Below are 22,216 nucleotides of genomic sequence, written 5' to 3' on the forward strand. Positions count from 1 at the left end.
CAATATTTGAATACTTTCAATTAGAAAAACTAAACATAAAACCAATTATGACAAGCTCATCTCAGTTGCAATTACCAAAATTTCTTTGATATTTAATAGAGTATTATTAAACGCTCTCTATGACTTGACAATCAGACCTAAAAAAGTGATAGAGGATAAAACATTCTAAAGTAATCTGCGTAAATAAAATCGATGAGACTCTACGTTAATTTATCAACGCTAATTGAAGACTAACGAGAAAAGTCACTACTTTTTAATCTGAGTTTCATCCATTTTCACAATCCAATATTGAACAAACCACCTCAATCTGTGGTCAAGAGCACAACAGGGAGAGACATGAATTCATCGAATACTCCGAGCGGAGAATCGACTCCTGAAATTGAAGAGTTACGCAGTAAACATTATAACGCAACGATCGAAGATCTGCGTATGCCTCACGAGCATTTGATGATTGTTCGAATCAAGCCTGATCAAGAAATTCCTGTTTTTTCAGGCGGGCAATATACAACTTTAGGCTTAGGTTCCTGGGAACCGCGCGTCGATAATGGCGTGTTGGCAGAACTGCCCAAACCTAAATTGATCCGTCGTGCCTATTCGATCTCTTGTCCTATGGTGGACTCGCAAGGCAAAATACTTTCAAATGATCAGATCGATTATCTGGAATTTTATATTACTCTTGTTCTCCGTCCTGATTCAGATGATCCTCCGCTCACACCGCGCCTCTTTCGATTAAAAGTTGGCGATCGTCTGCATCTTGGCAAAAAACCAGTTGGCACCTATACGCTCAAACCTATTCAATCGAATGACAATGTCATTTTTGCGGGCACAGGTACCGGAGAAGCCCCTCATAATTCCATGGCCGTTGAATTGCTCAAGCGAGGTCACTCAGGACAAATTGCCTCGATGACCTGTGTACGTTATCGAGGAGACCTCGGGTATCTTGCACAACAAGAGGAGCTACAAAAACAATACTCGAATTACCGTTATGCCGCTTTCACGACACGAGAGCCGGAAAATATTGACCAGAATCATCCGCAATTCGTTGGTAAGCAATACTTACAGGATATGATCATACCTGAAAAATTCCAGGAAGTCTTCGGCTGGGCTGCAAACCCAGAACAAACCCACATTTTTCTCTGTGGCAATCCATCGATGATCGGCCTGCCTGAAAAAAATGAAACGGGAGAACTCGAATTTCCAGAGTCGAAAGGCATGGTAGAGCTACTCACAAAGCAGGGCTACCAACTCTCAAGTCCCAAAGTTCCAGGAAATATTCATTTCGAAAAATACTGGTAAGCCAATCGTGTCTCAGTATTCAATTTACCAATGACCGGTTCGGAAACCATCAGAACAGCTCGAGTTTTTTACTACCACGAAAAGTACTAAAGACACGAAAAATGAGAATGGTGCCGAAGTCATTGGTGTGAACTTAAAAAGATGACCGCAGCCTAATATCGCCCAGCAAGTATCACACTTGTAGGGGGCGACCCATGTGTCGCCCCGCCTTGCGACATTCCACTATCTCACACTCAACATCGGAACCTCGCAAAACATCCACACGACGCACCACAATCGCACCAACCCTGACGGGCGGACACATGGGTCCCGCCCCTACGTGTAATCAATGATCATTCTGGTTCGTCAGTCAAGTCTGTTTCCAGTGGTCTCCAGTGAACTGTCACTCATGGAATTTCGTGTCTTTCGTGGTAGTATAGATTCCTTTTGTTTAGACGAAAGCGCCGCGATGCGTTTTATGCACTTCCCGATTTTCAGCTAGGGGTAATGGGCGCTATTCGGTATGGTGTGGGTTGTTGCTCGTTGGCTTCTTTCAGCAGGCTCTGGTAGGCGGCTTCCAGTTCTTCGTCGGACATGTTCTGGATGTCGTCCGGGGTCAGATTGAGTTGCCAGACGTTGCCGCGGGATTGGATCGGTTTATCGAGGCCTAACAGTTTATCGATGCGTTCGCGAGCGCGAAGGCGTTCGCGTTGGGTGGACTTGGCATCGTTGATCACACTGACATAGAAGAAAAATGATTCAGCACGTAACTGTTCAATCGGAACTTCCAGACGTTCTACCATTTCGCGGCGGGCACGAGTGATATAACGATCAATCGAACGTGTGGAAAGATTGAATTCCAGATTAACCGCACGTTTGATTTCCAAAGGATGTTTTCCGAGGCTGAGTAAATGTTTTACAAGGTGCACTAATTGAATTTGCTGTTCTCTAGTGAGCTTTGTTTTTCCTTGAGAGGTAAAATTGATCATGTTCGTCATTCCTTTATTTAAACGCGAGCTTTCTTTGTTGAGTGAGTCTCATCATGCCCAACGGCGCACACGGGTCAACAGAAAGATTTGCGCAGTTTTGTCTGAGATGTGGTACAAAATTGCGGTTTGGTTTTACTTGCGGATTCAGAAAGCGTGCTCAAAAGGGGTGACTCGATACGAGACATGGAGAACCAGTTCTGGTGCTTCAGGTGAAAATGTGGAAAAAACGATGCTTTTTCGCATGCACAAACTGAGGTGGTGCGCTGTGAGCAGTGCTCAGAAAAACGTGCCTCGCGCGCGCGACGCAGAATCAGGGAGTTTCGAGAACGGCGCGTTGGTGTCAAGTGCGAAATTGACAACTGGTTTCAGAGCGAATTACTCGGCGGGAAGATTCCCGAGAATGTCAAGAGGATCTTTTTTGAGGAAGAATTTTGGTAATCGTAGCGAACTGATTAAACCTGTTCAGGTCTCGACGTGACAATAAAAAAAGGGCTTAAAAAAAGCCCCTTTAAAATCACGTATCACAATAAATTGAGTGAAAACCTCAAATCACCATCATGGAATTGGCTCATGATTCATTTTAACAAAACAACACGGATTCTAGCCTTTACGATGTCTGATCTTAGCTCGAGCACGTCGTTTTTTACGACCAATTTTTCGGCGACCTTTACCTGTCTTCTTGGTTCCCATTCGAAGAAATGCCTTTCGTATCTGCTTCTAAAAAGATGGATTTTAATTAAAAGTGATTGCTCAATACACAATTGTTTAACAATGAAGTACGTATATGAGCAATATTTGAAAACTAAACTGGTAATTCAAATTATTACTTTAACAGTCTTTGACAAAATCTTCAACCACATATGTTAAAGGAATTTAAGGTCCCTTGAGAATTCGGCCATAAAACCCGAAGATAGAGAGCATCATTTTCAAAGCCAACTTACACCAGAGAATTCAGCAGGATATACAATTATGGAATACCGTAACTTAGGAAAAGCTGGCGTTCGTGTCTCTCCGATTTGCCTGGGCACAATGATGTTTGGAGGCCCCACCAATGAGGCAGATTCTATCTCCATCATGCACAAAGCGATTGACCTCGGGATCAACTTCTTCGATACCGCAAACATGTACAGTACTGGTGGCTCAGAATCTGTTGTCGGAAAAGCTCTGAAAGATCGTCGTGACAAAGTGATTTTAGCCACAAAAGGACGCGCGCCTATGGGAGATGGACCTAACGATGCGGGAGCCAGCAGAGTCCATCTTATGCGGGAACTGGACCGCAGCCTGCAGCGTCTAGGTACTGATTATGTCGACATCTACTATGTGCATACTCCGGACTACCAGACTCCGATCGAAGAAACGCTTCGCACTCTGGACGATATGGTTCGATCTGGTAAGGTGCACTACATTGCTTGCTCCAATTTCCGTGCGTGGCGTTTAATGGAGGCGCTTGGAACCAGTGAGGTTCGAAATCTACATGCTTTCAGTTGCGTACAGCCTTTATACAACATCATGAACCGGGACATCGAGGTAGAGCTGTTACCACTTTGTCAGGAAAAGGGGATTGGCGTTGTCAGCTATAGCCCCCTTGCCAGAGGAATTTTGACAGGCAAGTACCGAAAAGATCAGCCCTTTCCGGAAGGCAGCCGTGCCTCTCGAAATGATAAACGCATGAATGAAGCAGAACTTCGTGATGTCAGTATCGAACTTTCACAGGAAATTGCGACTTACTGTGATCAAAAAGGGGTCTCAATGACAAATTTTGCCCTGGCTTGGTGCCTGGCGAATCCGATTCTGACTTCAATCATCATTGGCCCTCGAACAATGGAACAGTTCGACGATAATCTGGGTTGTCTGGATGTCAAAATTACAGATGAAGACGAGGCCTTTATCGACTCACTTGTCCCTCCGGGCGAACACAGCGGCAAAGGATTTCAGGATCCGCAATATCCGGTAACAGGTCGAGGAAAATAGGATATCTTAATGCGGCAGCCCTCCCATCTGGCGAACGGCTTCATACATGACAGCTGTTGCAGTACTCGCCAGATTCAGACTACGTACCTGCTCCCGCATTGGTAGTTTCAGATTGCTATTGGGTGACTCCTCCAAGATTCGGGGGGGAAGCCCATTGCTTTCGCTTCCAAACAGCAATACATGGCCCGATTCTAGCTTTGCATCCCATACATAGCGGGTGGCGAACTTTGTCAGCTTCCACCATGTCCTGTCAGAGAGTCGTGATTGAACTTCCTCCAGACTATCGACGGCTTCCCAATCCAGATGTTGCCAGTAATCCATACCAGCACGCCGTAGATGCTTTTCATCCAGCTTAAAACCGAGTGGTCTGACTAACCACAATTTGGCACCGATGGCGACGCAGGTACGACCGATATTTCCTGTGTTTTGGGGAATATCTGGTTGGTAAAGTACAATATGCAGTAAAGGTTCAGAAGATGATGACATTCAGACTCTCAATTTGTTAAAATTCTCTTAAAACAGTTATAAATAGGAATTTATAGCTCTCGTAAGCAAGCTCAATCTATGTAATACTTAACGCATTCTGGTTATTATACTTCTCGTAAATACCAGTCAATCAGAGCGTACCATTTCACGAACGGAAACGGTACAGACAGCAAGTCCTGAAGAAGGACTATTTTCTCATTCTTCAAACCATCACGACTCAATAAGAATTACCGATGTTTCAAAAAGTAACTGACGCCAGCTTCATTGAAGGTGAACACGATGTCCTCAAATTCTGGGAAGACAATCGGATTTTTGACCAGCTTCGCCAGAAAAACAAAGGAAAACCCAAATGGAGTTTTATTGATGGTCCCATGACTGCCAATAACCCGATGGGAGTTCACCATGCATGGGGCAGGGCATACAAAGACGCCTATCAACGTTATTACGCGATGACAGGACACGAACTCCGTTTTCAAAATGGATTTGACTGCCAAGGTCTATGGGTGGAAGTGGAAGTGGAAAAAGAGCTTGGCTATGGAACCAAGCAGGAAGTCGTCGAAGACGGTATTGACAAGTTCGTGAATGAGTGTAAAAAGCGGGTGTTGCGTTTTGCAGCCCGACAGACCGAGCAGTCGGTTCGCCTGGGTTACTGGATGGACTGGGATGACCCTGAACAGCTACGAGCGTTAGCCGAATTCGTTGGTACGGACGCAGATTTCAATTTCACAGCTCCCAGTGGTCAACAGGTTACAGATACGGCTGATATGTTGGTCTCACGTCTGGGAAACGCCGAATGGGGTGGAAGTTACTTTACATTCTCCACAGAAAATAATGAAACAATCTGGACTTTTCTCAAAAAGTGTTTTGAACGGGGTAAGGTTTATCGTGGTTATGATGTGATGCCCTGGTCCGGGCGGGGAGGCAGTGCTTACAGCCAGATGGAAGTCGCTGACGGGCGAAAGCTTTCTGTCCACCGCTCAGTTTTTGTCAGGTTCCCGCTGAAAGATCGTGAGAATGAATATCTGCTTATCTGGACGACCACTCCCTGGACTTTGACCAGTAATGTCGCCGCTGCCATTAATCCAGAACTTGATTATGTTAAATTACGCGCCAAGAAAGATGATGCAGTCTATTATTTTGCAAAAGATAACCTGGAATATCAAAGATTAAGCAAAGAATACAAAGAAGGTTTTGGTCGACCGGAATGGTCGTGGCCTAAGGATGTACCCAAGCTGAAAACACTGGCGCAAATCTTCAAAGAGCAGGGGGGTTACGAAATTCTCGACACGATCAAAGGAGCCGAGATGGTGGGTTGGGAATATACAGGGCCCTTTGATGATCTTCCGGCTCAGCAATCGCCGGGTGGCTATCCCAGTGATGAAACACTATTGGACAAAACAGGAATCACCTGTCATCAAGTCGTTGATGGCGGCCGCGATTTTAAGGGTAATCCACATGTGGTTGCAGGTGAGGGAACGGGTATCGTACATACAGCTCCTGGCTGCGGCGATGTCGACCATCAGTTGGGGAAACAACTAGGACTTGTCGCAATCGCTCCTTTAGGCGAGGACGGGCGATTTCAAGAGGGATTCGGCCCATTTACTGGCAAAGAGGCGATTGATCCCACAACACCAGAATTAATCTTTGAATTGTTGAAACAAAAAGAGCTCTTGGTTTCTACAGAACCATATCCACATATTTATCCGCACTGTTGGCGAACGGGAGATGAACTAATTTTCCGACTTGTTGATGAATGGTTCATCAATATGGACTGGCGCGAAGAAATCAAGGATGTGACCCGTCAGATTAACTGGGTCCCCTCAAGTATTGATGGTGAGCAGCATGAACTGGAATGGCTTACCAACATGCGTGACTGGATGGTATCCAAAAAGCGATTCTGGGGCTTAGCCCTACCGATTTGGGTCGATGAAGAAACGGAGGATTTCGAGGTCATTGGATCTCTGGCTGAGTTAAAAGAACGCGCCGTGGAAGGCTGGGAAGCACTCGAAGGGCATACACCCCACCGTCCCTGGATCGACGAAGTAAAACTCCGTAATCCCAAAACCGGCAATCTGATGTCACGCATCCCCGATGTGGGTAATCCCTGGCTGGACGCGGGCATTGTTCCTTTCTCAACCATGCAATACAACACAAATCCAGAAGAGTGGAAAAAATGGTATCCGGCAGATCTTGTTTCTGAGTGCTTCCCCGGTCAATTCCGAAACTGGTTCTATGCTTTGCTCTCGATGGCAACCATGATGGATGGGACACCTCCCTTTAAAACCCTACTAGGCTATCGTCTGGTTTTGAATGAAGAAGGGAAGCCAATGCATAAATCGGATGGAACCGCGATCTGGTTTGAAGAAGCTGCTGAACAGTTGGGTGTCGACACCATGCGTTGGATGTATCTGACACATAATCCGGCATCTGACCTGCGTTTTGGTATGAGACATCCGGATCAGGAAGTGACGCTTGTCACACCGGAAGGCCCAATCAATCAAACAAAAGAAGGTGCGCCCACCTGCCTGGTTGAAAGTAAGCCGGCAGATGAAATTCGCCGTCAGGTGCTCATTCCACTCTGGAATTCTTATGCTTTCTTTGTTAACTATGCACGGCTTGATGAATTTGATCCCTCACAGGAAAGTGTTCCTATCGCAGAACGGCCTGAAATCGATCGCTGGATTTTATCGAACCTGCAGTCATTACTGGCTACTGCGAAAACGGAAATTGCAGCTTATAACTATGCCGCTTTCTTGAAAAAAGCGACTGCGTTTATCGATGATCTATCGAACTGGTATATCAGGCGTAATCGGCGTCGTTTTTGGCGTTCTCAGGATGCAAATGATACAGATAAGCTCGCCGCTTATCAAACATTATTCGAAGTTCTGGTGACACTCTCCAAGGCATTAGCTCCCAGTATTCCGTTCCTGACCGAAAGAATCTACCAGAATCTGGTGACTAGCTGGGACCAGACTGCTCCATCTAGCGTACACCTTTGCGATTATCCACAATGCGATTCGACTCTTTTAGATGAAGAACTCAATTTCCATGCTTCACAAGCACAAATTGTAGTTAAATTAGGCCATAAACTACGAGATGAATCCAATCAACGCGTGCGGCAGCCTCTGGCAGAATTGAGATTCGCCTGCCAGACTCCAAAGCAGATGGACGCAATCGAAAGTCTCGCAAATACGATCGAAGAAGAATTAAATATTAAAAAAGTGACCCGCTGTGAAAACCTGGACGAACTTGTGAGCTATACCTACAAGCCAAATCTGAAAACGCTCGGCCCTAAATATGGGAAACTACTGAGCATGCTGCGTCAACAACTTCCTGAATTAGGCGATGCCGTGCTTGGACCACTCAGACGCGGTGAATCTGTCTCTCTCGAATTATCTGGAAACCAAATCGATCTGCAACCAGAAGATGTTTTGGTCGGAACAGAGCAAGCTGCCGATTGGGTCTGTGCTGACGATCAGGGAATTCAAATCGCCATTTCAACGAAATTGACATCTGAATTAGAAGAGGAAGGGATGGCCCGTGACTTTGTGCGGCAAGTACAACAACTTCGCAAAGAAGCCGATCTGGAAATTGAAGATCGCATCAATATCTATTTTAACTCCAATGGAGCAACAGAAGTCGAAAAATCTGTGACAGGCTGGTCTGAGTACATTCTGGGAGAAACACTGGGTGACACTCTCAATCAATCAGACGACACTGATGACACAAAAGAGGTCACAATTGGTAACTCCAAAGTATCAATTCGAATTGAAAAATCGTAAGAAACTCAATGCGGAACAGCTAATGCGAAATACAATTCCGTTCTGACATGCTTAAGCAATTTATTCATGCTCACAATGAAAAATCACTGTGGCTTCTTGAGATTCGCGGGCGTTTCTTTTTCCTCAATTCTTTCAATCAGTCGTGACACATATGATTGCAATCTTCTATTCAGGTTTGGATTCTTACGAGGTAGCTGTGTAATTTTCTCTTTGACTGGGGCAACCTTTTCGTCCAGTTTTTCGAGTCCATTCAATGCCAAGATAGCAACGTAAAGCCCATCCTGATTCTGATTTGACAGGGAAAATAACGTATTAACAGCGTTCCGCACATCTTTTTTATTACCAAATTTTCCGAGAGCCTCTGCAGCAATACACCGCACTGATTTTGAAGAATCTTTTAATGACTCTCGTAATTCCTGACGACCTTGTTGAACTGCATCTCTACCGCTAATCAAGAGGCCCATCGCAGCCCAATAACGAACTGCTGAATTAGAATCCTTCAATCCTGTTATTAGTTGATCCTGGTTATCAGAATTGTTGGATGATGCCAATTCCGCCATCGCCAGAATTTTGGGCAAAGGGTAAAGCTCTGTATTTTTCCCGATGAGGTAGGGAGCCCCACCATCAGAAAGACTATGAATTTCCGCTTCAGGTAGAAAACCCAAGTCTCGAACTTCTAACAGCTTCTTCTGTTGAACTTCACGAAGCTTGGCTAAAATGTCCTGGTGATCTCGTGAGGACGCTAGATTATTCACTTCGTCTCGATCTGCCTCCAGATCGTACAATTCCTCTGCTGGTTTCGTTTCCCAGAAATAGGTTTGAGGCGGTTTCAGCTGCCCTGCGTCATACATTTTCTTCCAGACCTGAGTTGTCGGGGTCTGAAACATATAGTTTAAATACTGACCATACTTTTTATGAGGCATATAATTTCTGATATAGAGATAACGCTTATTCCTGACAGATCGCACCAGATCATACCGCTCGTCCATGCGACCTCGAAACCCAAATTGATACTGCTGAGCGGGTGCCTCATATTTTCCCATAAACGCATTTCCCTGCATGTGCTCTGGAGGTTTAATCCCAGTCAAGCTTAACAGAGTCGGTGCAAAATCAACAAAGCCAACCAATCGGTCCGACTTACCTTGAGCCTGGTAATCTGCTGGTGCTAAATTTCGAAATTTGGGTGGAATATAAACAACTAACGGAACCTGTAAACCGGAATTGTAAGGCCATCGTTTGCTGCGAGGCATACCTGATCCGTGATCTCCATAATAGAAGACAATCGTATCATCGGCTAATCCTGCGTCTGCCAACTCTTTGAGATTTTTTCCGACCAACGCATCCATTTCAGTAATACGATCATAGTATTGTGCCCAGTCATGGCGTACTTCCGGCGTATCAGGGTGGTAAGCGGGAATTCGGACTTTAGCAAGGTCATGTACCAGCTTGTGTGGCCGATTGCGTATCTTACTTTCATGACTAATCGTATGGTTAAATACAGCAAAGAAGGGTTGTTCTGGCTTTCTATTCTTCCAATGCGCTTTTCTGCTGGATTCATCCCACACAGTACCTGGTTTGGCTACGTTATAATCCTCTTTACTGTTATTCGTGCAATAGTAACCTGCTTGTCTAAGATACTGAGGATACATCAAAACGCCATCAGGGAGTTTCACCATACTCCGCATATGCTCGGCTCCCAGACAAGTAGGATACATGCCTGTAATTAAAGTCGTCCGTGCGGGAGCACAAACTGGAGCAGTCGACCAGCAGTTAAGATAGATCATTCCTTGAGATGCCAGTTTGTCGATGTGAGGGGTATCTGCGTACTGATCCCCATAACATCCAAGATGAGGGCCATTATCTTCGCTGGTAATCCATAGAATATTTGGACGTCCGGCCTCTGAATCCGCTGCAAAAAGCATCAGATTGAAATTCAATATCACAGCAATGATCAAAGCAAACTGAATCCAACCCATATAATTTCTCAAAGAAGTTCTACACTGCATTTTATTTTCTTTCAGTTCTGATCTTTTAAAAGCATTGAGATTTTGTTGTTTTTGAATATGAATATCTGGCGTTTTTTAATTTACACCATTATTTACTACGTAAGTCATAACATAAAAGTGAATCCTGATCACGTAAAAATAATTTCCCATCGGCTACAACAGGATGAGGCCAAGCAGGCTTTCCACTCCGTTGAGGTTGGTTGAACCGCCCTTTTTCTACATATGCTTTGGGACTGAGCTCAACTAAGGCAATCGGGCCTGCTTCACTCCGCATATAGATATGACCATCAGCACAAGTAAGTGCCCCTTTACCAACAGATCGATTCTGCCAAACTGTTTCTCCATTTGATAAATTGATACAAGTAAGCACACCTGGATCACTTGACCCATAAACGAACCCATCTACTACCACCATACCACCATGGTGGTTTTTCATGTCTTGGGTGAAGAACCCTAACTGAGCAGTCGCACGATTTTGTGAAGCAGATAATTTGAGCAGAGCACCACCGGTTCCATAGCCTGAGGCATAAAAAATTGCGTTGTTACGAGCGGAGAAAAGTGGGGCAGAGCAGTTCGCCGTTTTATTTGCTGCACGATTATTTCCCCATAAAGGTGTTCCTGTTTTGGCGTTAACTCCCATGATTCCATCATGAGTGAAGTTGACATATTGTTTGACACCTCCAACATTCACAATGATGGCAGATGAGTAAGCAGCTTTAGGATTACCGGGAACAGCCGCTTTCCAAATCGTAGCACCATTCTGCTTATTTAGTGCCACCATAGCTGCTCCCTGACCGCCGGGAGAACAGATCAATTTTTCGCCATCAATTAACGGAGATTCACTAATACCCCACACGATATTACTCGCATTGAATTCTTGAAGAATATTTTTGGTCCATTCCACGTTCCCGTCTCTGGTTGTCATGCAGGAGAGATCTCCATTTGCGCCTAACGCATATAAAACGTTACCATCAATGGTTGGAGTCGAGCGGGGGCCATTTCCCTGTCCATCTTTAAAAATAGAACCATTTGACTGAGACCAGACTATTTCTCCCGTATTTACGTCAAGGGCAATGACCACTTCTTCATTTGACTTGGTTCCCATAGTAAATAGCAGATTACCACTGAGTGAAACGGAAGAGTATCCTTCTCCCAAACCACGGGCAGTCCACAGTAATTTGGGTGGAGCCTGATTCCAGTCTTTTAACAAGCCTGTCTCTGCCGAAATGTTTGCTCGTCCCGGACCACGAAACTGCGTCCATGCTTGAGGCGCATTCCCTTGATTGGCAGATCCAAACTGATCTTTCATCTGCACTTCTTTTTTGCGTTTACTCACACGTGGCTTCGGTTTTGATTTTGTAGCACTACGATTTGTGCTATTCCTTACTGAAAATCGAGTAATTGTTCCAGAGGCTGAAGTAAAAACTGTCGCTCTTTGCCCCACCTTAAACTGATCAAATTTTGTTTTTTTGCCGTTGAACGTTGTGGGAATTGAATCTGGGATTAAAAAACTTTTTTCTTTACCTTGAGATGATTTGATAACCACTCGTTTTTGGTCCTCAGAAATCGATTGAATAATTCCACTAAAAATAGCAGCATCAATCTGAGACAACCCAAATCCTGAAATCAGACAAAACACCAGACAAAAGAGACGAATCGACCGCATAAGAAGCCCCTCATTTTCGAGATACGAGCCATAATTCCCCAGTATTGCCGCTACCAGGATTGGATTATGTAGACTTGAATTATACTCTAGCACAGACACCGGATGAAGCAGGAAACGTGAATTGATCCATTTTTACGATCTTTTGTAATCTGTTCATTACCCGTTCAGATTTGACAGACGACGAATCAGTTTTGTTTGAACTACTTCAGAAAGACTTCAGTCAACACAGGACGATGGTCAGATACCCAAGTCCATCTATTTTCGCAATGACTGACACCAATCTGATCGTTCACCCAAATACTGTCGAGGTCGAGAACGGGCAGAGGCAAAGGCCAAGTTGCCATATAGCCGTCTCCAGCAACTTCAAAAGAATTTTTTAAAAACCTTCTTAAAGGTTGAAAGTGAACTGAATCACTGGGAGTATTAAAGTCCCCTAGTACGAAAACAGGTTGATCGTTTGTTTCAGAAATTAATTTCGCCAATGCGACTAGTGCTTCCTTTCTTGATTTCAATACATTGCTCTTAATGTCTACAAGATAAACCGATAATTCGGCTTTTGCCCCCTGATCTGGTTTCAAGCTCAGTTGTTCATACTTCCCCATCTCACTAAGTGTGCCTGAACTATGATGTGTAATGGGCACTCTGGATAAGCACACAAAGCCATTCTTTACAACTTGATGAGGATGATCGGGAAATGAATTCAGCCAAAACTGTTTCATTTCAGCTGAACCAGGTCCTGCTTCCACTAGACCGATGAGATCAGCATCCAAATTTCTTAACTCATCTAAAACCGCATCCATGCCCCACAATCGATCTCCAATATTCCAAAAAGCAATCCGTCTTATTGAACGATTTACTTCTTTTGATTCTATCTGTAAGTTGTTGCGCTGAAATTGAGTGTTCGCACACCAAATCCCCGTAATAATAGATAGCATAAGCCAGACGAAAGCAATTCGATGCCAACCAGCGCGCCAGGATAAAACAAAAAGTATCGCCGCTCCAAAACTTAGTAAAATTAGCGGTGTCATATAATAAATTAATGTTGATATTACACCTCCGGAATCACGAATCGTTAACCGAATCATTAACGCCAAAACTAAAAACGTAGAGAGGCTGAGAATGAAAATTCTAGACAGCCAGAATTGTGGCCCCTTCATGAATATTAGTAAATTCTGATCTGAGATTTTCTTCTCAAAGTTTGTCTTATTCTCAGATTTTTGGAGACTCATATTGACCGTTTTCACTTAAATAGATTTCTCTACTCTGAATTAATTTTGGCTAATTCCATATGTCTATATGTGGTAGACCTCTTCTAAGCTATGTTATGATTTAAGAGTTTTAGTATCAAAGCTGAATTTTCGAAACTCTAACTTCTATTATTAAAGGGAATTCAATTCACAATGAGCCAAACTCCGGAAGAACGCATCCAGGAACTGGGACATTCCTTACCATCTCCACCGCAAGCTGTTGGATCATATATTCCGGCTACACAGTTTGGAAATGTGATTGTGACGAGTGGTCAGCTCCCTTTTATTGGTTCCGAACTCATGTTTAAGGGAAAAATTGGTGACCAACTTCATGAAGATGATGGTTCCAACGCAGCCAGCTTGTGCCTTTTGAATGCCTTAGCTCAAGTTAAATCTGTTACCGGCGAACTGTCAAAGATTACTAAACTGATTCGATTAGAGGGATATGTACATTCTGCTCCCGGATTTGATCGACAACCCTATATACTGAATGCTGCATCTCAGCTTTTGACAGACATATTTGGCGATATAGGAAAACACACTCGTGTGGCTTTGGGGATTTCTGAAATGCCATTGAATGCTGCCGTTCAATTAGCCCTCTGGGTCGAAATCAAGGAATAGCTAGAGAATTCCAAGCATTAGAAACGTGAATCACTTCGGTATTTCTTTTTAATGGATTCAGAAAGATGCCTTCTCCAGAAATCTTATTTAACTGGATGTACGTTTTTAGTTCACATGCATTTCAAATAAGAATAACCTGTATTTGCCTTGCCTTAATAATAAACCCGGGCCTTGTAATCGGGCAACTTCCTAAGGTCACTCCTGGTGGTTCTAAATCAAATACAATAATCCCCACGGAAGAACCTGAGGAAAAAGCAACACAGTCTCAACAGAAAGGAACCTGGACTTCCTTTCTTGGGAATCACCGTAATGGAATTTCAGACGAAACCGGGCACAATTTAAACTGGAATCAGCATCGTCCTACCGTTCTCTGGAGGGTCCCCCTGGGAGGCGGTTTTTCTTCGATCGTGGTTGCCGAGGGTCGTATTTGGACTATGGCGACACATCTAAATAATGATTATGTCGTTTGTTTTGATGCACACACAGGAAAAAAACTATGGTCTACCTTGGCCGCTCCGACTTACCTTGATAGACAAAGACAAGCACGTGGACCACGATCAACGCCAACATATCAAGCAGGCAAATTATACTGTCTCTTACCAGCGGGTGATTTACTATGCCTCGACAGCGCTTCTGGAAAAGTCACATGGAGAGTGAATATTTTCCAGATCAGTGGTGCCCAAAGACAAGAACAGAAAACAATTTATTACTGGGGCATGTCAGCTTCACCTCTCATCGAAGGAGATCTAGTGATTCTCCAACCAGGCGGATCCAAAAACAACTCCGTGATTGCCGTTAATAAAAATACCGGAAAATTGGTTTGGGCTGCTGGAAGTGATTCCCCTGGCTATGGCTCTCCGATCGTGATTGAAGCTGAAGATCAAAGACAACTCATCGTCCCTACCGGCCAATCTGTTCTCTCACTTACTCCTGACAAGGGAGATCTGCTCTGGAGAATTGTCTGGGGAAATAAATATAACTGTAACTGCGCCACACCGATCTGGAATGAAGACTCGCTATTTATTTCCTCTGCGTATGGAACTGGTTGTATGCGATTTGCGTTAACTACGCAGAATGAACAAATTCGCCCTATTTCACGCTGGAAAAACCTTGCACTTCAAAATCAATTTGCCACAAGTATTATTAAGGATGGATATATTTATGGTCCACATGGAGACTTGGCTACTGTTACATATCGCTGCCTTGATATGCAACGCGGAAAAGTGCAATGGATCTCCAGGCGAGTAGGAAAGTGCACACAAATCGCTGTGCAAGACCACATAATTTGTCTCACAGAGCAGGGGACACTGATTTTAATTGAAGCGAATCCAACTGAGTATCGTGAAAAAGGAAAACTCACTGGACTACTCAGCTTTAAAGCTTGGGCGCATCCAGCAATTGCAGACAAAAGGCTTTATATTCGAGACGAAAAAAGGCTCATCTGCATTGACCTTAAACAAAAATAGCCGCGGAATGGGACCAACCAAACCACGGCTTATACTAAAAATGCTGATGACTATTATTCAGTGGGAGCGGAAATCAATTCTTTTTCGAGACTTTTCAGTTTTTGTTGTTGCTCTTTAACTAACTTTTTTTGTGCCTCAATCTCTTTCCTTAAAGTCTGTTGATCCTTTTTCTCCTCTACTTTTTTTCGCTGAGGAAACACCCTTCTTGGTGGATTCCTTAACTTTGCCAACGCTTTTTTATTTTCCGCTTTGACACGTGCCAGAATTTGATCAGATTGAAAAATTGTCCTGCGTGCTTCTTGAAGCACAGAACGCTTCTTGCCATCTGAGCCTTTGACTTCCTCGTCTTCGATATCATTTTCGACATCAGAAAGAGCGTCATAAAAAGCACGACCAAGTTTCGTTTTTAAATCATCTCGATCATATTTAGAATAATCCTGCTCTTCTTTTTTAGCTTGTTTCTGAGAAACAAACGTCTCTGACTTGGCTTCTTTTTCTTTTTGTTGAGCAGAACTCATGCTGTTCATAGTGACGTAAAATAAGCCCATCACCACAGCTAATGCCAATAGTCGTTTCATCGATCTGCCTCACTCAATGACTAAAAGTATAATATGCTCTTACGCTACTTATTCTTCGGATCTATTATATTCATACCATTCAACTTATTCCAACCCTTTTAACGCAAAAAGGCAAACCCAGTTTTCTCATAAGCCTTTATTTTGTTTAGAGGCCATCAAAAGCTAAATCGGCTCATCCAGGAATGGTAAAAAAGGTTCTTTTACACAGAAGCAAATAAAAAAGCCTGTGCATAATACACAGGCGATGGAATATCATCAAAAAGTATACATAATATCAATATTTCAGGAATTGATTGCATTGATTGCGTTTGCTAAATCCATTAATTCATTGATCAATGCACTACGCAGTGTAGTGAGACCAGCAATCGCACCAATTCCAATGATAGTAAGCAGCAGCAGATATTCAACAAATACAGCACCGCGGACTTTTTGTTTCCACTTTTGTGATTGTGTCCGGATTTTGTTTAACACAGGTCGCCCTTTCAAGTAGTCCAGATAGAAAATCCTCTCAGCAAGTAATAAGCACAACCTGTACCAATCTATCGAAATTTTAGAGTTATAGAAGTTTCGGGACCATTTACTAGAAAAGGGCAGTTATTTCAGCTGTTATCTAACATCTACGGCACTATATGCCCATAGGTACACTTTCCTATTGGATAAAGGAAAGTAACAAAAACGAGTAAACCGTTAAGCAAAGTGTAAACAATCAGATACATTCTACGTATTATCGAATCCAAGAAGATACATTTCTCAAGAGATGAGGAGAAATAAGAAAGACGTACAGAGTGATGTGATTAAAGCATTTTGTTACGAGTTCAATGCTTTAATGGCTTCATCTCTATTTGCATAGGTTTCCCAGAGCTTATCAAGATGGGTTACCTGCAAAACTTCTGTACAATATTCGCTGAGGCCACAAATACAAAATCGTCCGCCATCTCGGTGATTGAGGCGATTCCACATTCTAAAGATGACTTCAATAAAGGCAGACCCAAAAAACAGTGTATGCGAAAGATCTAGCACTACTACTGGAGGTGATGCGGTTTCAGCAACTTGTAATAGTACCTCTGTCAACGCATCGAGTCTTGGTTCATCCAGATTCTCGTACTCTGGCCCCAAGGCCACTACAGTGACTTGACCCTCTTTGACTATTTCTGGTGGATAATCGGCAGGCATAATAGAACTGTCAACAAGATCGTCGTTTGTAAAGACCCAGCTTATACTAAAAGAAGGGATATCAAAGGAACCTACACATAGTAATCCATATCAACAAAGTGTCAACCAAGAAACCCAATCTCATCTCTAAGATATATCAGCGTAAGTCCATTAAGATCGATTATTTAACGACACTAAGGTTGCTTAAAAACCATCGAGTCTCAAGTCGATTAGCCACAACTAAAGTGTGAGAACTGACTCAAACATAAAAAACAGATGTTATTGTTCGTTTTTCCACTCTTGTAATTTCGTTGACAACTTGATTTTTTGATTATTTCGCAAAACGATTAGAGTCACTTCATCACCGACCTTATGTGATTCTAAGGCATCCAATAAATCATTCGCATCAGAAATTGGCATTTGATCTACTTGCATAATTAAGTCGCCGAGCACCAAATTCCCTTTATTATCTAATCTGATTGCCTCCAGACCAGCTAAATCAGCGGCTCCTCCCGGAATCACATTTCTTACCATGACTCCATGCGAATCTCTCGGTAATAGATTATTTAGCCTAAGTCTTCGAGTCAAAAAATCATCAACCCCGGTAAAGTTCAAACTGGGAATCTGAATTACACCGTAACGTATCAACTGAGGAACAAATCGATTCACCAGATCGACGGGCACTGCGTATCCAATTCCTGCATAAACATGAGAAGAACTATAGATAGCGGTATTCATCCCTATTAAAAGACCGGAACTATCAAGTAACGGGCCACCTGAATTTCCAGGATTGATTGCAGCATCAGTTTGAATGACATTTCTAATAGACCTACCTGTGACTGAGATAATTTCTCGCCCCAAGCCACTAATAATTCCGATTGTTAGTGTTTGATCTAGACCAAAAGGGTTACCGATAGCTAGAACTGTTTGGCCCACCTGAAGATCTGTGGAAGCCCCTACTTTAATTGGTCTTAATTGCTCACTGGGTGCGTTAATCTTTAAAACCGCCAGATCTTTAGAGGGCGCGAATCCCACATAAGTTGCCTTCCAGGTGCTATTGTCTGCCAACGTAACTGATACTTCATCCGCTTTCTGTATTACGTGGAAGTTCGTTACAATGTGCCCCTTACGATCCCAGATAAACCCACTTCCTGAACCCTGTGGGGTTTTTTGAAGGTTCATGCTGAGTGGACCTGCCTCAAGAGCAATTTCTGAAGTACGAATATGTACAACTGATGGCGAAGACTCACGGAATAACTCAATGGTTCTTAACTCGGATTGAGTCAGATCCGTTCGCTCAGGGATTCGAAAATCAGGCTGCCTCAATTTTCTGCTGACTAATTCATATGTCATTACAGTAATCAGGACAAATAGAATTATTATCAGCCATTTCTGAGAAATCGACGATTTTCTTGCAGGAGAGTCAAACCGAAGTGATTGTTGCTCTGGGGTCATTTCCTAAGAATTTCACAGAAAAAGAAAGGTCGAGGCATCCAGTACGAAATATTTATTTTTAAAACACCTAATTAATAATCGCAATTTTATAAAGGGAAACCGAGTGATTCTAGAAATTACTGAAGTTTTGCTGCGACAGAATTGAGATCACTTACCGCTTTGATAAATCGTTTTTTCAACTTTGGTGAAAGGTCTGAAAATGATGATTGAACTTCTGGAGTCAACATCTTGTAGCTGCGTTCTACTGCAGAGCAAATGCGTTTAATTGCCTGCTCAGGAGAAATTTCCGGTTTTGCAACCACAGACACTTCTGATCCCGAATCTTTTGGAGCGGGGGCAGCTGCACCGGATCGGAACGGACTATAATCATTTCCTGAACCGCCTACGTCGCGAGCATGACCACCAACTGTAGCAGGTGAGTCCGACTGCTCGCGCGAACCAGTACCACTCCGTTCAGATTGTTCATAATCGAGAGGATCTTTTACGGAAATTGGTTCATCGGAAATAAATGTGACTTCAGAATCAACAGAATATTCTTCAAATGGCTCTGAAATTGAAAGATCTTCACCATTCAGAGCACGTCTCCAGGCTTTCAATTCTGCAACAGTTGCCTTGTTTTCTTCAGCCCACTGCAGACATTCCGGTGCATCATCCCAAGTTAGTGCGATATAAAAATGTGACCATTTGAGAGATGCATACTGATCACGCACATCTCCGAATGTCTCCCATACTCTTCTACGCTGGTAAACCTGATCTCCGCTTATTCCAACCATCGCACCAAAATCAGCATCAGTTTTTCCTTTAGCATATTTTTTTGTCCATTGGGCCGCACATTCGCCTATCACCCAACTGCTATCGCTCAATGCTTCCCTGGCACGCTCTATTAATTGATCTTCAGATAGTTTTGATGTCGAATCTGGATGCTTAGTCATATCTTTAATTCTATGAATATAAAAATGGAAAGCTCTCTCTGAATTATCTAACAAAATTCAAATTGAAGGTAAACTTAACCCTCGGTTTGAGAGAGAAGGACGAAAAAAACTGAACCTGTAACACATAAAAAGCCTCAATGATTCAGCAAAGAAGGTACTCAGTTGATGCTACACTGATTGAATTCAGAATTCCACCAACGCAAGGATCTTAGTAATGGAGAAGCTGTTTTCAGTCGCTATGTCTTTCCCAACCTTTTTCACTGGTAGTCTGATGCTAACATTTCGAAACTCAAGTTAATTTAGGGAATTTACAGAATTAATTCTGAAGATGTGCTCTTTGCTTGACCTAACTTCGATCGGTTATTAGGATTCGGTCAAATTCAGACAAAGAAGCGTCGAATAATGACTCTATCGCTTCTGTTGATTAAATGGTTTCAGCACAATAAACTCTTCTAAAATAAGAGCTTATTGTTTTAAGAGAGCTTTAAGGCGCCGTAGCCAAGTGGTCCAAGGCGGCGGATTGCAAATCCGTTATTCCCCGGTTCGAATCCGGGCGGCGCCTCTTCTCCTTAAAAGTGCCTTTCTGATGAGATACTGAACGCTCCTCATGCACAACAATTGAAAAATTGTGTTCTATTTGAATCGTCTTATATAACCAAACACAAAAAAAACCTGACAGCAATTTATGCTGTCAGGGTTTTAACACTAAATCTTCTATGTCGACTATTGAATTAATCGCTAAGTTTTCTTTTATAATCGGATAACTTCTCTGAATTTTTTAAACAATGGACTAGAGAAACATCGCTGTCAAGCCTGCCTCTTCGATCTCTAATTGAGTCGGCAAGGTTCAACATCTGATCTAATCCAATATTTAATTCTTTATCAATTGACTGGGAATCAGCTGTCTTTAAATCTGCTAACTCAGTTCCTGCTGCCTTCCACATCAACCACGACGAAGTAACGTCATGGAGACTAGCCGTTCCGGCAGGATAATACTGATTGGCTCTCAAATTCCAAGCTGCTTTAGCATACTGCATACTCTCTGTAAATAACTCCTGGCTCCTGCCCTTGCGATTATTATTCAGTGAGTACTTTCCTTTTGCATACGATAAATGAGCTTTTGAAAGGTCAAGCAAATCCGCTCTTCCTAGTCCTGCTCCATTTGAAGCCATCCAATTGATATCCGTTTTGATTTCTTCAAGCCTACGTTCATATGTTTCAAAACTCGCCGTGTCGTTTTTTGTATTCTGATAAAATAGATCTAGTTCCTGATTGGCATTATTGACAGAGCTTAGAGCCCTTCGGTATTCAGATAAATCTGCTTCACCAACTTGAGCCTCTATATTTCGAATTGCATAATATTCAGCTGAATTCTTAGAAATCGCTTCTAAAGCAAACTGTTGAGCATCTCTATCCTGATTAACACGAGCGATTTCGTATTGGTTTTGTGCTAAAAGTAACTTTGCGTGGACAAGGTCCCCATACCAACCTTGAGATGCAGGTTGATCAAACTCTTGTAATTGCTCTACAGCTTGTTGTATCAGTTGTTGTTTCTGTTCTAAAAGAAACCCTTTGTTTTGTTTAGATTTTTGAATCTCAGCTACTTCAATTTTTGTATCAAAAGCAATTTTTAATGCAAGATTATAATCAACAAGAGGCATTAATCCTCTCGTAAAGGAATTAGTACTCTGGCGAACTAGGTCATTGGCTCGATTTTCTGTTTGTCGTAAGTGCTTCTTTAATTGTGCAGAGTCCCTCCGTTTTTTTGGGGAAAAAATGATTTTTTTAGCTGAATGAACTTTTTCTGAATGGCTCTTCTGTTTTTGAGTTCCAGTGCGTTCTGGAACCACATTTAAAGGGATGAATTTATTATGATATTCGTGTTCTAAGTTTGAATTGTAGGAAGTAAAAGACTGCTCCATGTCGGTGGCAATTGATTCTCCTTCTGAATTCAAGAAGCGATGAATTGACTGCTGTAAGCCGGGTTCAATATCTCCTGTCATCAAATCCGAATTCGGATGAGACTTAGACCAGTACATGAAACTTATCATTGAGCAGATAATGATAGAGCAAATATAGAAATGAGTTCGATCGTTCATAGAAACACAAAATCGCTTGAAAAAAAGAAACCCAAATTGATAAGAGTAATTGGGATTTTGAAAAAGCGATCCGTGCTATCTATAACTACTTTTTCCTTTAGTTAGGTATCGGCATGATCATTTTTTAAAAATGCAAATTCAAAAAATGGCCATGCAATATGATTGAGAAGCATTTCTGATAGTGGCATAGAATCTGATACGACATGACTAACTATACTGACACGTCTTATCCCTATTTGCATTCTCAACCAAATCCTCTAAAAACATCCTTTTCAACCCAATCATCCCATCCCTTTATTTCATAAGAGATTGTGAGCTTTTTTAGATTACCTCGTCTAATTAAAAAGTTTTCCAAGAAGTGTTTGCAGGGATATATCAAGGAATGAAACGTATCGTTTAACCTTTTATAATTAACATTTGTACACATCAGTGTAAAACATTTCGAATCTGTTACCTATTTCCTCAAAGTTACATGTTTGCTTATAGTGATA

General features: G+C 42.6%; 17 protein-coding genes and 1 tRNA gene. 6 read left to right on the forward strand and 12 right to left on the reverse strand.

The genetic code is table 11. The features are described from left to right. Positions 1-336: 336 nt before the first annotated feature. A complete protein-coding gene (locus tag V202x_RS13045; RefSeq protein WP_145175379.1) occupies positions 337-1,296 on the forward strand; it encodes a ferredoxin--NADP reductase in 960 nt (319 codons plus the stop codon). Positions 1,297-1,468: 172 nt separating this feature from the next. On the opposite strand, the gene V202x_RS28000 is transcribed toward V202x_RS13045, so the two are convergent. Beyond that, positions 1,469-1,600, reverse strand: a complete 132-nt coding sequence (locus V202x_RS28000) for a hypothetical protein (protein ID WP_261343774.1) — start codon at positions 1,598-1,600, stop codon at positions 1,469-1,471. Between the two features lie 169 nt (positions 1,601-1,769). Then, positions 1,770-2,264, reverse strand: a complete 495-nt coding sequence (locus V202x_RS13050) for a hypothetical protein (protein WP_145175382.1) — start codon at positions 2,262-2,264, stop codon at positions 1,770-1,772. A gap of 969 nt (positions 2,265-3,233) precedes the next feature. Between V202x_RS13050 and V202x_RS13055 the strand changes: the two genes are divergently transcribed. Continuing rightward, on the forward strand, positions 3,234-4,235 hold the full coding sequence (locus V202x_RS13055) for an aldo/keto reductase (RefSeq protein WP_145175386.1): 1,002 nt from the start codon (positions 3,234-3,236) through the stop codon (positions 4,233-4,235). A 6-nt stretch (positions 4,236-4,241) separates the two neighbouring features. On the opposite strand, the gene V202x_RS13060 is transcribed toward V202x_RS13055, so the two are convergent. Further along, complete coding sequence (locus V202x_RS13060; protein ID WP_144986556.1) at positions 4,242-4,721, reverse strand: tRNA (cytidine(34)-2'-O)-methyltransferase; 480 nt, start codon at positions 4,719-4,721, stop codon at positions 4,242-4,244. A 233-nt stretch (positions 4,722-4,954) separates the two neighbouring features. Here V202x_RS13060 and V202x_RS13065 point away from each other — a divergent pair, with 233 nt between their 5' ends. Further along, the gene (locus V202x_RS13065; RefSeq protein WP_145175392.1) at positions 4,955-8,503 is read left to right on the forward strand and encodes a class I tRNA ligase family protein; all 3,549 of its coding nucleotides are present in this window, start codon (positions 4,955-4,957) and stop codon (positions 8,501-8,503) included. Positions 8,504-8,586: 83 nt separating this feature from the next. Here V202x_RS13065 and V202x_RS13070 read toward each other — a convergent pair whose 3' ends face one another. The 3 genes from V202x_RS13070 to V202x_RS13080 form a co-directional block, all read right to left on the reverse strand. Further along, on the reverse strand, positions 8,587-10,509 hold the full coding sequence (locus V202x_RS13070; protein ID WP_145175395.1) for a sulfatase-like hydrolase/transferase: 1,923 nt from the start codon (positions 10,507-10,509) through the stop codon (positions 8,587-8,589). An 88-nt stretch (positions 10,510-10,597) separates the two neighbouring features. Beyond that, positions 10,598-12,175 (reverse strand): PQQ-binding-like beta-propeller repeat protein, encoded by a 1,578-nt coding sequence (locus V202x_RS13075; protein ID WP_145175398.1) that lies wholly within the window; start codon positions 12,173-12,175, stop codon positions 10,598-10,600. Between the two features lie 200 nt (positions 12,176-12,375). Further along, complete coding sequence (locus V202x_RS13080; protein WP_145175401.1) at positions 12,376-13,419, reverse strand: endonuclease/exonuclease/phosphatase family protein; 1,044 nt, start codon at positions 13,417-13,419, stop codon at positions 12,376-12,378. Between the two features lie 156 nt (positions 13,420-13,575). Between V202x_RS13080 and V202x_RS13085 the strand changes: the two genes are divergently transcribed. Together V202x_RS13085 and V202x_RS13090 are read left to right on the forward strand one after the other, a co-directional pair. After that, on the forward strand, positions 13,576-14,043 hold the full coding sequence (locus tag V202x_RS13085; RefSeq protein WP_145175404.1) for a RidA family protein: 468 nt from the start codon (positions 13,576-13,578) through the stop codon (positions 14,041-14,043). A gap of 65 nt (positions 14,044-14,108) precedes the next feature. Beyond that, the gene (locus V202x_RS13090) at positions 14,109-15,509 is read left to right on the forward strand and encodes a PQQ-binding-like beta-propeller repeat protein (protein ID WP_145175408.1); all 1,401 of its coding nucleotides are present in this window, start codon (positions 14,109-14,111) and stop codon (positions 15,507-15,509) included. Positions 15,510-15,562: 53 nt separating this feature from the next. Here the strand turns inward: V202x_RS13090 and V202x_RS13095 are convergent, their stop codons facing one another. The 5 genes from V202x_RS13095 to V202x_RS13115 all read right to left on the reverse strand — a co-directional run bounded on the left by V202x_RS13095 (position 15,563) and on the right by V202x_RS13115 (position 19,626). Beyond that, the gene (locus V202x_RS13095) at positions 15,563-16,087 is read right to left on the reverse strand and encodes a hypothetical protein (protein ID WP_145175411.1); all 525 of its coding nucleotides are present in this window, start codon (positions 16,085-16,087) and stop codon (positions 15,563-15,565) included. Positions 16,088-16,369: 282 nt separating this feature from the next. Next, positions 16,370-16,558, reverse strand: a complete 189-nt coding sequence (locus V202x_RS13100) for a Flp family type IVb pilin (protein ID WP_144986572.1) — start codon at positions 16,556-16,558, stop codon at positions 16,370-16,372. A 336-nt stretch (positions 16,559-16,894) separates the two neighbouring features. After that, on the reverse strand, positions 16,895-17,260 hold the full coding sequence (locus tag V202x_RS13105; protein WP_144986573.1) for an STAS domain-containing protein: 366 nt from the start codon (positions 17,258-17,260) through the stop codon (positions 16,895-16,897). 258 nt (positions 17,261-17,518) lie between these two features. Further along, the gene (locus V202x_RS13110) at positions 17,519-18,421 is read right to left on the reverse strand and encodes a S1C family serine protease (RefSeq protein ID WP_232098972.1); all 903 of its coding nucleotides are present in this window, start codon (positions 18,419-18,421) and stop codon (positions 17,519-17,521) included. Between the two features lie 389 nt (positions 18,422-18,810). After that, the gene (locus V202x_RS13115; RefSeq protein ID WP_145175417.1) at positions 18,811-19,626 is read right to left on the reverse strand and encodes a hypothetical protein; all 816 of its coding nucleotides are present in this window, start codon (positions 19,624-19,626) and stop codon (positions 18,811-18,813) included. Between the two features lie 488 nt (positions 19,627-20,114). On the opposite strand from V202x_RS13115, the gene V202x_RS13120 reads away from it, so the two are divergent. Beyond that, positions 20,115-20,188, forward strand: a tRNA-Cys gene (locus V202x_RS13120). 169 nt (positions 20,189-20,357) lie between these two features. On the opposite strand, the gene V202x_RS13125 is transcribed toward V202x_RS13120, so the two are convergent. Beyond that, positions 20,358-21,665 carry a hypothetical protein gene (locus V202x_RS13125; RefSeq protein ID WP_145175420.1) on the reverse strand — a complete coding sequence of 436 codons (1,308 nt, stop codon included), beginning with the start codon at positions 21,663-21,665 and terminating at the stop codon, positions 20,358-20,360. Positions 21,666-22,216: the final 551 nt, after the last annotated feature.

The sequence above is a fragment of the Gimesia aquarii genome (assembly GCF_007748175.1).
Taxonomy (GTDB): Bacteria; Planctomycetota; Planctomycetia; order Planctomycetales; family Planctomycetaceae; genus Gimesia; species Gimesia aquarii_A.